We start from the raw sequence: 13,560 nt of genomic DNA on the forward strand, positions 1-13,560 counted from the left end.
ATTTACTTTTTTAACGCTTCTCTAACTTTCGGTGCAATTTGAGTTCCGAATATTTCAATTGATTTCATCATAGCTTGATGTGAAGGACCACCAACATCCATGTGAGCTGAAAAACGCGTTAAGCCAAAAGTTTCTTCCATGGCTAAAATTTTATCTACTGATTCACTTGCATCGCCAATAATTAAAGCTCCACTTTTACTTCTACCAGCATCAAATTGGTTTGGTTGATAAGGTGGCCAACCGCGAGAACGGCCAACTCTATTCATTTGCGCAGAATATAGTGGATAGTAATAATCTGCTATTTCTTTGCTGTTTTCGCCGAATAACGAATGCATATGAACGCCAACCTCGAACTTATTCATATCGTGGCCATATGCTTGATAAACTTTTTTGTAGTAATCAAATAGTGGTTTAAATTGAATGGGCTGACCGCCAATAATGGCAAACATTACCGGTAAACCTAATCTTCCAGCTCGCTCTACTGATTCTGGTGTTCCGCCAACAGCTACCCAAATTTTTAAATGATCGTTTACTGCACGAGGTAAAACTTCTTGATTTACCAGTTCCGGTCTGAATTTGCCTTTCCAGCTTATTTTAGGGTTTTCATTTATTTTCAAAAGTAATTCTAACTTTTCTTCATAAAGCTCATCGTAATCTTGCAGATTATAGCCAAACAAGGGAAAAGATTCAATAAAACTTCCGCGACCAGCCATTAATTCTGCTCTGCCATTAGAGATCAAATCTATCGTAGCAAAGCTTTGGTATAACTTTACAGGGTCTGAAGAGCTTAAAACCGAAACGGCGCTACTTAATTTAATATTTTTGGTTACGGTTGCTGCGGCCGCTAAAATTATTTCAGGACTAGAAACGGCATAATCGGGTCTGTGGTGCTCACCGATTCCATAGAAATCCAAGCCAACTTCATCCATTAATTTAATTTCTTCTATAATTTCTTGAAGTCTTTGTTGAGCGGGTTGAACTTCACCTTTTGCATTAATTTGCAAATCGCCGAACATGCCAATACCTAATTCCATAATTGCTAAATAATTTTAACAAAGTTAAGTGCTTAGTGTTTAGAAATTTTTGATGTATGGTAAGAAAAGAAGGATTTTACCACGGAGAGCACAAAGTTTGCATAGAAAATAGGAGAGTTAAATGTTATAATCTAAGTTATATTGATAGATGTAATTTTGATACGGCCGTCATTGCGAGGCACGAAGCAATCCTAATGCTTTGGGTTTTTATTCCATGCAATAATGTTAAGGTTGCTTCGTGCCTCGCAATGACGACAAAAGTCCTTACAGGAGTTAATATCATCGCACTCTAACGCCATGGTTCGTGTCTCCACGAACCATTAATTATAAATTTTTATTCTATTTTCTTGCCCTTCATTGCTGTAGAAATTGCAGCATCCATAACACGTTCCGCAAATGGGCGGGTAAATTCGTTAAGCTCATCAGCTTTTTTCAAAATCGCATCTTTTTCTTGTGATGCCAAAGCAGTTTTTAACGCTTCAATATGAATCTTTGTCTCTGCAATTTCTGATGCAGTTAAATGCTCCGCATGTTTTTCGATGAAACGCTCTGCCGTATAAAGCAATTGTTCACCTTCGCTACGAGCCTCGATTAACATACGTTGCTCAACATCACTTTTTGCATGTGTAATGCTATCGATTAGCATTTTCTCAACAGTATCATCACTTAAGCCATAACTTGGTGTAATTTCGATTTCTTGTTTTACGCCAGAACGTAATTCTATAGCCTGAACAGTTAAAATCCCATCAGCATTAAGCAAAAAGTTAATATCCACTTTTGGTAAACCTGCTGGCATTGCCGGAATTCCTTTTAAATCAAATTCAGCAAGTTTACGGTTCTCTTTAACTAAGTCACGCTCGCCCTGATAGACCGAGATTTTCATATTTATCTGTCCATCAAGAGAGGTGGTATATTGTCGGCCAGCTTTTGTAGGTACTTTGCTATTTCTAGCAATAATTACATCCATTAAACCACCCATGGTTTCGATGCCCAATGAAAGTGGCGTAACATCCAACAACAAAATATCCGAGCGGTTTCCCGCCAAAACATCCGCCTGGATAGCGGCACCAAGTGCTACAACTTCATCAGGATTGATGTTATCTTGAGGTGTTTTACCAAAGAAATTTTCTACAGCTTGTTTTACAAATGGCGTGCGGGTAGAACCGCCAACTAATATGACTTCATCAATATCATTTGAAGTTAAACTGGCATCGGCTAATGCATTTTTACAAGCCGTTATCGTTTCTTCAACCTTAGCAGCAATTAATTGCTCGAAAGTTTGTTTATCTAAAGTGCACCAAATCTCTCCAACCTGTTCATTAAATAAATTTTGTGTTGATAAAGCTTTTTTTGCCGATTCTGCCTTTAAGCGAAGTGTTTGCATTAAAATATTATCTTCAGCAACCTCTGCCAAATTTAAATTATTCTTCTCAATCCAATAGTTTAAAATTAAACGGTCAAAATCATCGCCACCTAAATATGTGTTTCCATTGGTTGCTAAAACTTCGAAAATTCCATTCTGAATTTGAAGAATAGATACATCAAAAGTTCCTCCGCCCAAATCGTAAACAGCTATCGTTTTTTGCTGCGATGGATCTAAACCAATTCCATAAGCCAAACTGGCTGCGGTTGGTTCGTTAACAATGCGCATCACATCTAAACCGGCAAGTTTTCCTGCATCTCGTGTAGCTTGGCGTTGACTATCGTTAAAATATGCCGGAACGGTGATTACTGCTCGGTTAACAGGCGTTTTTAAAGCATGCTCTGCTCTTGCCTTTAATTCTTTTAAAATCTCTGCAGATAATTCGATGGGTGTGTAAAAGCGATTTCCGGCTTGAATTTTTACTAGAGAATCAGTATCATCATCAATTATTTTGTAAGAGAAAATGGCTTTATGGTCGGCAACGTCATTATAAGAACGTCCCAATAATCGTTTTACTGAAAAAATGGTATTGGTAGGATCAGTGGTTAAGAATTCTTTTGCTTCATTACCTACAACAACATCGTTTTGATTATTAAAATAAACTACAGAAGGTACTAAAATGCCCTTTCCTGCATCATTAATAACCTGCGGGTTTTTATCTGGATTTATAAAAGCAACCAAGCTATTGGTTGTTCCCAAATCTATTCCAACTATAATTTCTTCTTTCTGTAATGAACCTGTGGCCAGATTGATCGATATTTTTGCCATGGGGCGAATTTACGGAGATTGTTGCAATGTTTTAAGGTTGAAATGTTTTAATGTTGTAAAGAAGTTGGAAGCTTGGAAACAGCCAAGTTCAAAATCTATCTATCTTTTTTTGGAAATGTATGGTTCGGTAATGCTTAGCAACTGAATCCCTGCTGTACACTATAGCCTCGCAGAAAATGCTCGGGCTGTCGTTTCCATCAGGTTTATTAACAAAAAATTAACTGCTTCTAGGCCAAAATACTATCTCTTATTCTTTTCTTCAATCCACAAAGAAAAATACTTTGTACTTTGGGCGTTATGATGACTTAAAATTTGGCCAAAGAAATTCTTCTGACGATGGGAAGATAAATTCAGATTTTCTACATGATTAATGAAGTGGTCAGCAAACTTTTTTATCAAATATCTTTCATTGATAATCTGTACGCCATTTTGTTGAGCATTAAGCCACAATGTTTTATCTTGATATAACCTTACAGTTTTATCTATAAAACATTCTAAATCATCTTCAATAATTCCATTCCAAGTCAAGTTGCCTTTCATCGCTTCCGCACCAATTGACGTAGTTGCAGATGGCGTTCCAACTTGCATTGCATCAATAAATTTCCCCTTCATACCAGCTCCAAATTGGATGGGCGCAATTAGAATTCTATGTTGTGAAAGGGTCTGTCGGGCATTTTTAGCTCTTCCATGAACATAAAAATTCTCGCTTTTATGCTCTAACTGCAATACTTTTGGAACTACGTACGCACCATAAATATTTAGGCTTGCTTTTGGTAGTTTTTTGCGTAATGCTGGCCAAACGATTGTTTTTAAATATTGGACCGTATTCCAGTTAGGCTCGTGGATAAAATTACCTATAAATACAAAGCCTTCTCTTTCTTCGAAGGGAATCCATTTTTGAATAATTTCAGATGTGATTTCTTCTTCTAAAAATGGCAAATAGTAAAGTAAAGAACCATCTAAATTAAATTGTTCTTGAAGAATTTTCATCTCCACTTCAGAAATAATTAAAGATAAATCGCAACGTAAAATAGAGGCTATTTCTCGCTTTGCGGTATCTGAAAATAAATCTGCCGGAATTTGTTTTTTGTTGCTTTGTTGCCTTGCCTGGCGGAGAAAATGTAAATCTTCAGTATCTAGAATTAAAAAGGCGTTAGGGCATTCCTCTTTCACTCGCCAGCCGTATTGTTCTTCAATCATAAAGCGATCGAACATTACAATAGCTGGATTAAGTTCTTTTAAAAAGGTATTAAAACTTTCATCATTGAGTTTAATTTCCTGCTCTTTAACATCGATTTTGGAAAAATCATAACTGAAATCGCTTTTTGATGCCGCTGTGGCAAAAGTGATTTCATAACCTTTGTGCAAAAATAAATCAACTAATTGAATCATCCGTGTTCCTGCTGCCGATGAAGTAGGTTCAGGCCAGACTAATCCAATAATCAATATTTTCTTTGCTTTCATATTTGTTTACCTGCAAAATAAGTGCTTTTTTTTTGCTCCGGCAGATAAATGTGATTTTTGCTAATTAAAATTTAAAATCTGCGTATATCTTCTAAATCTGCGTGAGATATTAAACGTATATTAAATATTCTTAATTTTGCATTTCAATTTACATCACCGAATGTTAGGATTAAAACTATTAACAGACCCACGTTGGGCAAATATTGCTGAGTCTAATTTGGAAGAGATTTTATCTGATCATGCTTGGTGCGAGCAAAAAGCCGCAACAAATGCGATAACCCTAATTACCCAAAATTCAGAACATCAAGATTTAGTTGAAGAGTTAACAGCAATAGCGATAGAGGAAATGCAACATTTTCAAATGGTTATTAACATTATCAAACAAAGAGGATATACACTTAGTCGAGAACGTAAAGATGATTATGTGGGTAGATTAGTTAAGTTTAGTAAAAAGGATGGAAGTAGAAACCAAGCTTTTATTGATCGGCTTTTATTTGCTGCGATGATTGAAGCCAGAAGTTGTGAACGCTTTCGTGTTTTGTCTCAAAATATCAAGGATGAAGAATTGGCAAAATTCTACCATGAATTAATGGTTTCTGAAGCCGGACATTATACTACTTTTTTAAACTTTGCCCGAAAATATACAGTTGATGTCGATGTAGATAAACGTTGGAAGGAATGGCTTGATTTTGAAGGCGATTTGATTCAGAGTTTCGGGACAAAAGAGGCAATACATGGATAACCCCCCAACCCCCTAAAGGGGGCTTTGACTTTCTATAGTTGATGTAAACGTACCATAAATAAGCTTAAAAAAATACGCCTCGCTTTTTCATCATGCTTTGATTTCCCCCTTTAGGGGGCTAGGGGGTAATTTCCTTTTTATGGATATTCCACAGCCATATTACAATATCTTGATAGCTATCAATTCCTTTTTTCTGGTTATTAAGTTTTAAAAATCGATCAAAGGCAGCATCCATATATCCAAACATATCGCCATTATACTTTCGCCAGAATTCTTTTTCAGTTTTAAAATCTGCTAAAACTCCAGCAGATAATTTATCATAAAGTAACTTATAATCATCTGGAGATTTCATTCTAATTTCGAACAAAATATACCTCAACATTTCATAGTTCGCAGAATACTTGTAGTAAACATTATTACTGTTACTTGCGGTTAAATAGCCTAAAAGATTTGCCTCATCTTCATAAGCAATTCCTAATTGATGCGCAATTTCGTGGCAAGTAACATAAGGTTTCACAAAATCAGGTAAATTCATGTTGATGTTAGCTTCACCACTTAAAGGTGCATAATAACCCTCAATACCAACTTTGCTAATTATCCAACTGTTCAGTACAGATTTAACGCAAGGATTTTTGTATCTGAATACAGCATTTTGTCTTTCTCTTAATTGATAAGCAGAGGCAGATAAAGATTCCAGTTCTTGAATGGTGTAAGTGGGTATTTTACCTTGTTTTGTGGTTTGAATTTTTTGATCATTCGTTTTTTGTACAAAGTAGTTGCCCAGTAAAACGAGTTCTTTAACATTGTATTTTTTATTTCCTATTCCAAGTTCTTCACTAATAGTTGGCCGACTGTAATTTAGGCCCCAAACAATTTTAAAAATAATATTTAGAATTAAAAAGAAGTTTAAAACTTGAAGAGGAACAGTAATTCTGTGCGATTTATGAAGTTCTTTCTTTCGAATTTTTTGATAGAATTTGATGATTTTATAGAATACAAAAACGATGAGCAAAGCATAAATGATATCGCCAATGGCAAAAGGAAATATCGAGGAGATAAATCTTAAACTTGAAGAAATAATAGGATAGAGGCCTGCTGAATAATATTTTTGAACTTGGGAGGGGAATTGGCCAAAAAAATAAATTAATATAGTTATACTGATTGAAACCAAGAGTGTTTTATATACCGAATGCTTGAACACTATTGATAATGGGCTTTTAAAGATTGAATTTAATTACTTCCATAAATCTTCAGCAACGATTTTCACACCTTTGCCATTTTTGATGTCTTCTCGTGCTTGCAATATATCTTTAACAAATTCTGGATTATATGGGCTTTCTTCAGTTTCAAACTCAATCCTTAAAACTTTCATAACAGCTTTTAAGGCTGTTGCCTGTTCCTCGTTTTTTGGATGTGCGATTAAAGTTTCCACTTTTTTTCCTATTAAACAAATATAACAAAACTATCTTGCAAAAGTTAAGCGTTTCCCAATCTGATCCGTTGTGAATTTGCCATTTTGATAAGCCAAATTTCCCGACACAAATGTGTGCGTTATACTTGCTTGGAAAGTGTCTCCTTCAAATGGCGACCAGCCACATTTATAAAATACATTGAGTTTAGTTACTTTGAATGGATCGTTTAAATTTACCAAAACTAAATCGGCCCAATATCCTTCACGAATGAAGCCTCGTTTTTCTATATCGAAACAAATTGCCAAATTATGAGCTGTTTTTTCAACGATTTTTTCTAAAGAAATTTTGCCTTGTAGGTGCATTTCTAATAAAGCGGGCAACGCGTGTTGAACTAATGGACCGCCAGATGGTGCTTTAGAATAAGATTGTTGCTTTTCAGCTAAAGTATGTGGTGCATGGTCTGTTGCAATAACATCAATATTGTCTTCCAAAACGCCTTTTAAAATTCCTTTTTGATCGTTTTCTGTTTTTACGGCAGGGTTCCATTTAATAAAATTCCCTTTAGTAGCATAGTCTTTATCATTGAACCACAAATGGTGCACACAAGCTTCTGCAGTAATTTTTTTATCTTTCAATGGAATCGTATTATCAAACAAAGCGATTTCTTTTGCAGTTGAAATGTGCAAAATATGCAAGCGGGTTTGATATTGTTTTGCCAATTCTACGGCTAATGAAGATGATTTATAGCAAGCTTCCGCGCTCCGAATTAATGGGTGCATATCTATTGTTAAATCATCACCATATTCCGACTTAAATTTAGCCAAGTTCTCACGAATAGTTTGTTCATCTTCACAGTGCGTGGCCACTAATATTGGTGCTTTACTAAAAATGTTCTCTAAAGTTTTTTCATTATCCACCAGCATATTTCCGGTTGATGAACCCATGAAAACCTTAATTCCACAAACATTTTTAGGATCGGTTTTTAAAACTTCTTCTAAATTATCATTGCTGGCACCCATATAAAATGAATAATTAGCCAATGAAGTTTCTGCAGCGATTGCATATTTATCGGCAAGCAGTTTTTGAGTTAAAGTATTCGGAACGGTGTTAGGCATTTCCATGAAAGAGGTAATTCCACCAACTACGGCTGCCATACTTTCGGTAAAAATATCTCCCTTATCTGTTAGTCCCGGCTCACGAAAATGAACTTGATCATCAATCATTCCTGGTAAAAGATATTGTCCTTCGGCGTTGATTTCCTGAGCTTCTGGCGCAGATAAATTCTGACCGATTTTCTCTATAAATCCATCTTTAATCAATACATCGGCGACAATTTTTTGTCCCTCGTTTACAATTGTGGCGGCTTTTATCAGGTAAGAATTCATAGTTTCAAAGGTAGTAAATTAGTATTAAGTTGCGAGTATCAAGAATCAAGATTTGGGCGGATGAAAGGTGGAAACTGAGTTTTTAGCATAGGTTTAAGTTAAATAAACGTGACAGTAGCGGGCACGTAGCATCAGCCCTCGCGGCTGATTTGCGAAGTAAAGCGAATGGCAGGACTACCATAACCGAAGAATTACTGAAATTGCTTTTCTGAAAATTTTAAACCTTTAAGAAATATAAGAACATTTAAGTGTTTTGTGCATTGGTCTTTTCGCTTTGGTCTCTAAGCTTTTAGCCTTTCGGCTTAAAAAACCTATCTTTGTGCGCTATGGCAAAATCGTTTGAAGAATTTAAGTTAAATAGGCAAATATTAAATGCAGTTGCCGATGCAGGTTACACTGTAGCGACACCCATTCAGGAAAAGGCAATTGCTCCTGTGCTTTCTGGACAAGATATTTTTGGAATCGCAGAAACTGGAACTGGTAAAACTGCCGCATTTGTATTGCCGATTTTAATGCAATTGAAATATGCTCAAGGCGATAATCCAAGAGCTTTGATTTTATCGCCGACAAGAGAATTAGCTATGCAAATTGCAGAACAGGTTAAACTTTTTTCTACTTATACCGATTTACGTTCGCTTGTGATTTTTGGTGGAATTGGTCCGAAAACACAAAAGGAGCAAATTGCGAAAGGAATTGATATTCTGATTGCCACACCAGGAAGATTTTTGGATTTATATTTAGCTGGCGATATTAACACGCAAAGTCTTAAATTTTTGGTTTTAGATGAAGCCGATAAAATGATGGATATGGGCTTTATCGGTTCTATTCATAGAATTTTAGAAATTGTTCCTCGTAAACGCCAAAACTTGCTTTTCTCTGCAACAATGAGCGATTTGGTACAGAAAATTGCTGGTGATTTTTTAAATAATCCTTTAGTAATTGAGGCATCAGCGCAAGCTACCCCAGCGGCGAATGTTACACAGGCTTTATATTATGTGCCCAATTTTAAAACTAAAATAAATCTGCTTCAGCATTTATTAAAGAATGACGAAACTTTTAATCGTTTAATTATTTTTTGTAAAACGAAAACCGTTGCAGATAATATTTACAGTTTTATTGAGCGAAGATATGGTGCCGAAAATGTTCGTGTAATCCATGCCAATAAAGGACAGAATACCAGAATTAACTCTATTAACAGTTTTAAGGAAGGTAACATCCGAGTTTTGGTTGCAACAGATGTGGCCAGTAGAGGGATTGATGTAAGCGATGTAAGCCATGTTATTAATTTTGATGTGCCGATTATTATTGAGGATTATGTACACAGGATTGGTAGAACTGGGAGAGCTTTTTCTAAAGGTGATGCGATTACTTTTGCTACCGATGCAGAGAAATATTACATCCGTAAAATTGAAAAACTAATTCGCCAATATATTCCTGTTGCCGAAATACCTGAAGGTGTATTTATTGACGAAACTCCATATGAGGAGCGTCAGTATATTGCCAAAGAGATCGATTTGCAAAAACGTAAAGAAGATCCTGATTTTAAAGGTGCTTTCCACGAAAAGAAACATGCTGCAGCAATTGAGAAAAAGGTAAGAGAGAAAGCAAAGGCTAAAGCTGGAAAAGAAGTTAAGAGTTTTAAAAAAGGTAAAAAATTCGATAAGAAAAAGTAATGAATGTAAGGATTACACCTTTAAATATTGTAACCTCTATTGCGTTTGCATTTTTGGTAGTAAGTATTTTCCAAACGAAAACTACAGGGCAACATTTTGATATGGGTGGATTTTATAAACTCATTTTAGGTTGCTTAATCGTTGTAACGTTTATTACAGATTTGATTTTCCGTTTCAGTTTTAAAAGTTTAAAGCGGATTTGGGTTGTTGAGTTGGTTTTTATTGTTATCGCTGCGATTTTGATGTTGATTTTGCAAAAAGTAGCGTAATTAAATCGTAAAAATATCTGTGTAGCCCTTTCATTTATTTAATCAAACCAAAAATTAAGCATCTTTGCAACCGTAAAAAATAATCGATAATCTGTGTAATCATTTCATCGGTGGAATCAATTTTTAATAATGAGAAAAGAAAAAATAACAATAACTGTTGAATTGGATGAACAGAATAATCCAGAGAATTTGCTTTGGGAAAGTACTGACGCTGGCAATACAGACAAAGTACCTGTAAAAGCAATGATTTTAGCACTTTGGGATCACAACTATAAAAATTCAATGCGCTTAGATCTTTGGACAAAAGATATGCCTGTTGATGAAATGAAACGTTTCTTTTATGAAACTTTGCAAACCATGGGCGATACTTTTTTAAAAGCAACAAACGAAACTTTAATTGTTGAAGATCTTCGCGATTACTGTGCGCACTTTGCTGATAAAATGGGGATTATTGAGGGACAGTAGGATAGTCATTGGTTCATTGGTTCATTGGTTATTAGAAAATGCAAAACAAGTTAGCTACAAAACTGTGGTCTATTAGCAATTAATTCATTCAAACAAATAAACAGTTAAACAAGATATGTTAATTCTAAATAAATTTTACGCCTGGTTAGGCATTTTGTTATGTGTGATAGCTGGCTTCTGCCCAATGTTAAAAGTGCCCATTAAAGGCAATTGGAACTTGTATCAGTCTGATGCTCGTTTATTTTTAATTACTTATGCAATTATAGCCATATCGGTTCTTTTTCTTTTCATCAGAAAAATTGGCGCATTCAAGTTTATGAGTTTCGTTATGGCAATTTGGTATGTATTAGCAGTAGTTGCCGTGTATTTTACAGCAAATAATTATACAAAATACGGTTTTGCAAATAAACTAATTGGTAGAGTTGTTCATTTCCAATGGGGATGGATTGTACTTTTAGTTGGGGTATTATTTATGCTTTTCAGCGTTAAACGCGGAGAAAAAATTACGGCTTAATTTAGCCCTTAAATTGCGAGGTGAGTTTGCTTACCTCGTAACCTTTTGCCTTACACCTGGCAACAATTTCATCATGAGTCTTTTTCGGCATAGTTTGATTCCGACTCATGATGAATAGAAACTTATGGTCTGGATGACCAACAACCACGTAAGAATAATCTTCAGCAAGCTCGATAATCCAATAGTCTACTTTAATAGGCCATATAAATTGTGCTTGCAATTCTCCATTATTTCCTTCTTCCGATGGAAACATTTTCGAATTTCTTGAATAAATCTTTTCCTCTCCAGGCTTTTTGTAAGTTGTTAATACGTTATAGAAACCATCTTTATTCAAGGTATATTTTGTTGTTGTTTCTCTGCTTCCTTTATCAAAAATAGTAGGGATTGAGTATAAGGAATACCAAGTTCCGGCATATTTTTTCAGATCTAATTTTGCCACTGGAGCATTTTTATCCATCGGCAAATAACTTAATAATAGAAATAGAATGGAGCAGATCGTTTTCATAACATCAATAGGTTTGATGTTATTTACGATTTTTGAATAAATATGGATTTATACGGCTAATCTAGAACGAAATAATCATCAGCGTCAGTTTCCAAAGGAATGTAAAGTCTTTCCCATTCATCGCCATCTAAAATTTCCCAAGTGTGGCCACTGCCCATTGTATCGTTAGCAATTAATATTGTTCCCGGTTCTATAATAAATGTATTTCCGTTGCTTACTTTAAATCTCAACTTACCTTTTAATGTAATTACGTATTGCCTTCTCGGCGCTGGATGAGGAACTTTTTCATAAGCATCAACTTCTGTTTGGGCAAAGAAATAATTAACGTTTATATGCTGTCTGACAGGGATTTTGCCAATTTCGAAATCGCATTTTCCATCTTCAATATTAATTAAACGGATGGCTTTTAAGTAGTTTTTGGGTTTAGTTTCGGCTTGATCGTTCTTCATCTTGTTCTAAATCTGTAAGTTATAGGGTTTTAAAATTTTAATTCTGTCTGTCCTTTTTTAGCTACCTCATGTTCGTGCTGTAAGAGCCATTTTTTACGCCATAATCCACCTGCATAACCAACCAATTTTCCATCGCTTCCAATTACTCGGTGGCAGGGAATAACAATAGCCAGACTATTTTTGCCATTTGCAGAGGCGATTGCTCTAATGGCCAAAGGCTTATGTTCAGAAAATTTTGCATAAGATATCGTTTCAGCGTATGGAATAGTCGTTAAATTTTGCCAAACCTCTTGCTGAAAATCCGTTCCTTTTTGTTTTATTGGGAAATCAAAAGTTTGTAATGTTCCATCGAAATATTGTTTCAATTGATCTGCTACTTTCTTGGTAAGCTTATTCTCTGGTGTTCCTTCCACGTCTTTCTCAGAAAAGGTTACTTCGCTCACGTAATCATCATCAGCAATAATGGTTAATTTGCCAACAGGCGATTCTATAATGGATGCGTAGTTCATAATTTTACCACAGATAAAATGTAGATTCTTGTTTTTGAACTAATACGCAACTGAAAAGCTTGTCTGTGTTCATCCTTTTTATCTGTGGTTATTTAGTTTTTTTTCTTGTACTCCGGATCTAATATTCAGGCACTAAACCTCTAAACAAAATTACAACAATCCAACAATTTATGCGCTCATTATTTATCAATAAAAGTATCTTTGCGGTTATGCAACTGGCCAAAGAGGTTAAATATTTAATCCATAAGGAAGTACTTTTAGAATGGCGCTCAAAATACACGATAAACGGTGTTTTGTTATATGTTGTATCTACAATTTTTACTTGTTATTTATCTTTTGTAAGTCTTGGCGATAAGTTGACTTGGAATGCGCTGTTCTGGGTTATTATGCTCTTTGCATCCATTAATGGTGTTTCAAAAAGCTTCCTTCAAGAAACAAAAGGTCAACAGCTTTACAGTTACATTCTTGCAAGTCCGGCTGCGGTTTTAATCTCCAAAACAGTTTATAACATATTGCTAATGTTGGTTTTAACCACAGTAGCTTTGGGTTTTTACGCTTTGGTTTTTGATACATTTACACCTCCAGATTTATTATTGTATTACGTGGCGGTTGTACTCGGTAGCATTAGCTTTTCAACTGTTTTTACCATGGTTTCAGCGATTGCCAGCAAAGCTGGAAACGGCGGAATGTTGATGGCAATTTTAAGTTTCCCAATTATTATTCCAGTGCTTATTTTGCTTATTAAACTGGCCAAAAATGCGGTTGATGGTTTGCCATGGGAAAATAGTTATGATGAAATTGCAATGCTTTTGGCTGTTAATGTAATTATGGTTGCTACCTCTTTATTGTTATTTCCATACCTTTGGCGGGATTGATAAAATGAGTGAATTATAGAATGATAGATTGAGTGAATGTGAATTTCTAACTCACTCATTTCCCAAAGAGATG

Annotated in this window: 15 protein-coding genes; 6 read left to right on the forward strand and 9 right to left on the reverse strand. The window is 35.2% G+C overall.

The window, feature by feature from the left end; genetic code table 11:
• Nucleotides 1-2 precede the first annotated feature (2 nt).
• The 3 genes from H7U22_RS05375 to H7U22_RS05385 form a co-directional block, all read right to left on the reverse strand.
• Nucleotides 3-1,034: an Atu2307/SP_0267 family LLM class monooxygenase gene (locus H7U22_RS05375; RefSeq protein ID WP_187070323.1), complete on the reverse strand. Its 1,032-nt coding sequence runs from the start codon at nt 1,032-1,034 to the stop codon at nt 3-5.
• A 334-nt stretch (nt 1,035-1,368) separates the two neighbouring features.
• Nucleotides 1,369-3,225 carry a molecular chaperone DnaK gene (gene dnaK / locus H7U22_RS05380; protein WP_187070324.1) on the reverse strand — a complete coding sequence of 619 codons (1,857 nt, stop codon included), beginning with the start codon at nt 3,223-3,225 and terminating at the stop codon, nt 1,369-1,371.
• 240 nt (nt 3,226-3,465) lie between these two features.
• Nucleotides 3,466-4,689 carry a glycosyltransferase gene (locus H7U22_RS05385; RefSeq protein ID WP_187070325.1) on the reverse strand — a complete coding sequence of 408 codons (1,224 nt, stop codon included), beginning with the start codon at nt 4,687-4,689 and terminating at the stop codon, nt 3,466-3,468.
• Between the two features lie 160 nt (nt 4,690-4,849).
• Here H7U22_RS05385 and miaE point away from each other — a divergent pair, with 160 nt between their 5' ends.
• Complete coding sequence (miaE, locus tag H7U22_RS05390; RefSeq protein WP_187070326.1) at nt 4,850-5,431, forward strand: tRNA-(ms[2]io[6]A)-hydroxylase; 582 nt, start codon at nt 4,850-4,852, stop codon at nt 5,429-5,431.
• A 118-nt stretch (nt 5,432-5,549) separates the two neighbouring features.
• On the opposite strand, the gene H7U22_RS05395 is transcribed toward miaE, so the two are convergent.
• Genes H7U22_RS05395 through H7U22_RS05405 form a run of 3 tightly spaced genes read right to left on the reverse strand, consistent with a single transcriptional unit; the run spans nt 5,550 to nt 8,228 of the window.
• A complete protein-coding gene (locus H7U22_RS05395) occupies nt 5,550-6,632 on the reverse strand; it encodes a DUF3810 domain-containing protein (RefSeq protein WP_317172946.1) in 1,083 nt (360 codons plus the stop codon).
• A 33-nt stretch (nt 6,633-6,665) separates the two neighbouring features.
• A complete protein-coding gene (locus tag H7U22_RS05400; RefSeq protein ID WP_187070327.1) occupies nt 6,666-6,863 on the reverse strand; it encodes a DUF2683 family protein in 198 nt (65 codons plus the stop codon).
• 30 nt (nt 6,864-6,893) lie between these two features.
• Nucleotides 6,894-8,228, reverse strand: a complete 1,335-nt coding sequence (locus tag H7U22_RS05405) for a dihydroorotase (RefSeq protein WP_187070328.1) — start codon at nt 8,226-8,228, stop codon at nt 6,894-6,896.
• Nucleotides 8,229-8,554: 326 nt separating this feature from the next.
• Between H7U22_RS05405 and H7U22_RS05410 the strand changes: the two genes are divergently transcribed.
• From H7U22_RS05410 to H7U22_RS05425, 4 genes are all read left to right on the forward strand, one after another.
• On the forward strand, nt 8,555-9,901 hold the full coding sequence (locus H7U22_RS05410) for a DEAD/DEAH box helicase (protein WP_187070329.1): 1,347 nt from the start codon (nt 8,555-8,557) through the stop codon (nt 9,899-9,901).
• A complete protein-coding gene (locus H7U22_RS05415) occupies nt 9,901-10,170 on the forward strand; it encodes a hypothetical protein (RefSeq protein ID WP_187070330.1) in 270 nt (89 codons plus the stop codon). The genes H7U22_RS05410 and H7U22_RS05415 overlap by 1 nt, the downstream gene beginning before the upstream one ends.
• A gap of 129 nt (nt 10,171-10,299) precedes the next feature.
• Nucleotides 10,300-10,635 carry a gliding motility protein GldC gene (gene gldC / locus H7U22_RS05420; protein ID WP_187070331.1) on the forward strand — a complete coding sequence of 112 codons (336 nt, stop codon included), beginning with the start codon at nt 10,300-10,302 and terminating at the stop codon, nt 10,633-10,635.
• 115 nt (nt 10,636-10,750) lie between these two features.
• Nucleotides 10,751-11,149: a hypothetical protein gene (locus tag H7U22_RS05425; RefSeq protein ID WP_187070332.1), complete on the forward strand. Its 399-nt coding sequence runs from the start codon at nt 10,751-10,753 to the stop codon at nt 11,147-11,149.
• A 1-nt stretch (nt 11,150) separates the two neighbouring features.
• On the opposite strand, the gene H7U22_RS05430 is transcribed toward H7U22_RS05425, so the two are convergent.
• Genes H7U22_RS05430 through H7U22_RS05440 form a run of 3 tightly spaced genes read right to left on the reverse strand, consistent with a single transcriptional unit; the run spans nt 11,151 to nt 12,612 of the window.
• A complete protein-coding gene (locus H7U22_RS05430; RefSeq protein ID WP_187070333.1) occupies nt 11,151-11,654 on the reverse strand; it encodes a lipocalin family protein in 504 nt (167 codons plus the stop codon).
• A 56-nt stretch (nt 11,655-11,710) separates the two neighbouring features.
• On the reverse strand, nt 11,711-12,103 hold the full coding sequence (locus H7U22_RS05435) for a cupin domain-containing protein (protein ID WP_187070334.1): 393 nt from the start codon (nt 12,101-12,103) through the stop codon (nt 11,711-11,713).
• Nucleotides 12,104-12,132: 29 nt separating this feature from the next.
• Nucleotides 12,133-12,612 carry a methylated-DNA--[protein]-cysteine S-methyltransferase gene (locus tag H7U22_RS05440; protein WP_187070335.1) on the reverse strand — a complete coding sequence of 160 codons (480 nt, stop codon included), beginning with the start codon at nt 12,610-12,612 and terminating at the stop codon, nt 12,133-12,135.
• 209 nt (nt 12,613-12,821) lie between these two features.
• On the opposite strand from H7U22_RS05440, the gene H7U22_RS05445 reads away from it, so the two are divergent.
• Nucleotides 12,822-13,487, forward strand: coding sequence for a heme exporter protein CcmB (locus tag H7U22_RS05445; protein ID WP_187070520.1), 666 nt, complete (start codon nt 12,822-12,824; stop codon nt 13,485-13,487).
• Nucleotides 13,488-13,560: the final 73 nt, after the last annotated feature.

It is taken from the genome of Pedobacter fastidiosus, assembly GCF_014306625.1.
GTDB lineage: Bacteria > Bacteroidota > Bacteroidia > Sphingobacteriales > Sphingobacteriaceae > Pedobacter > Pedobacter fastidiosus.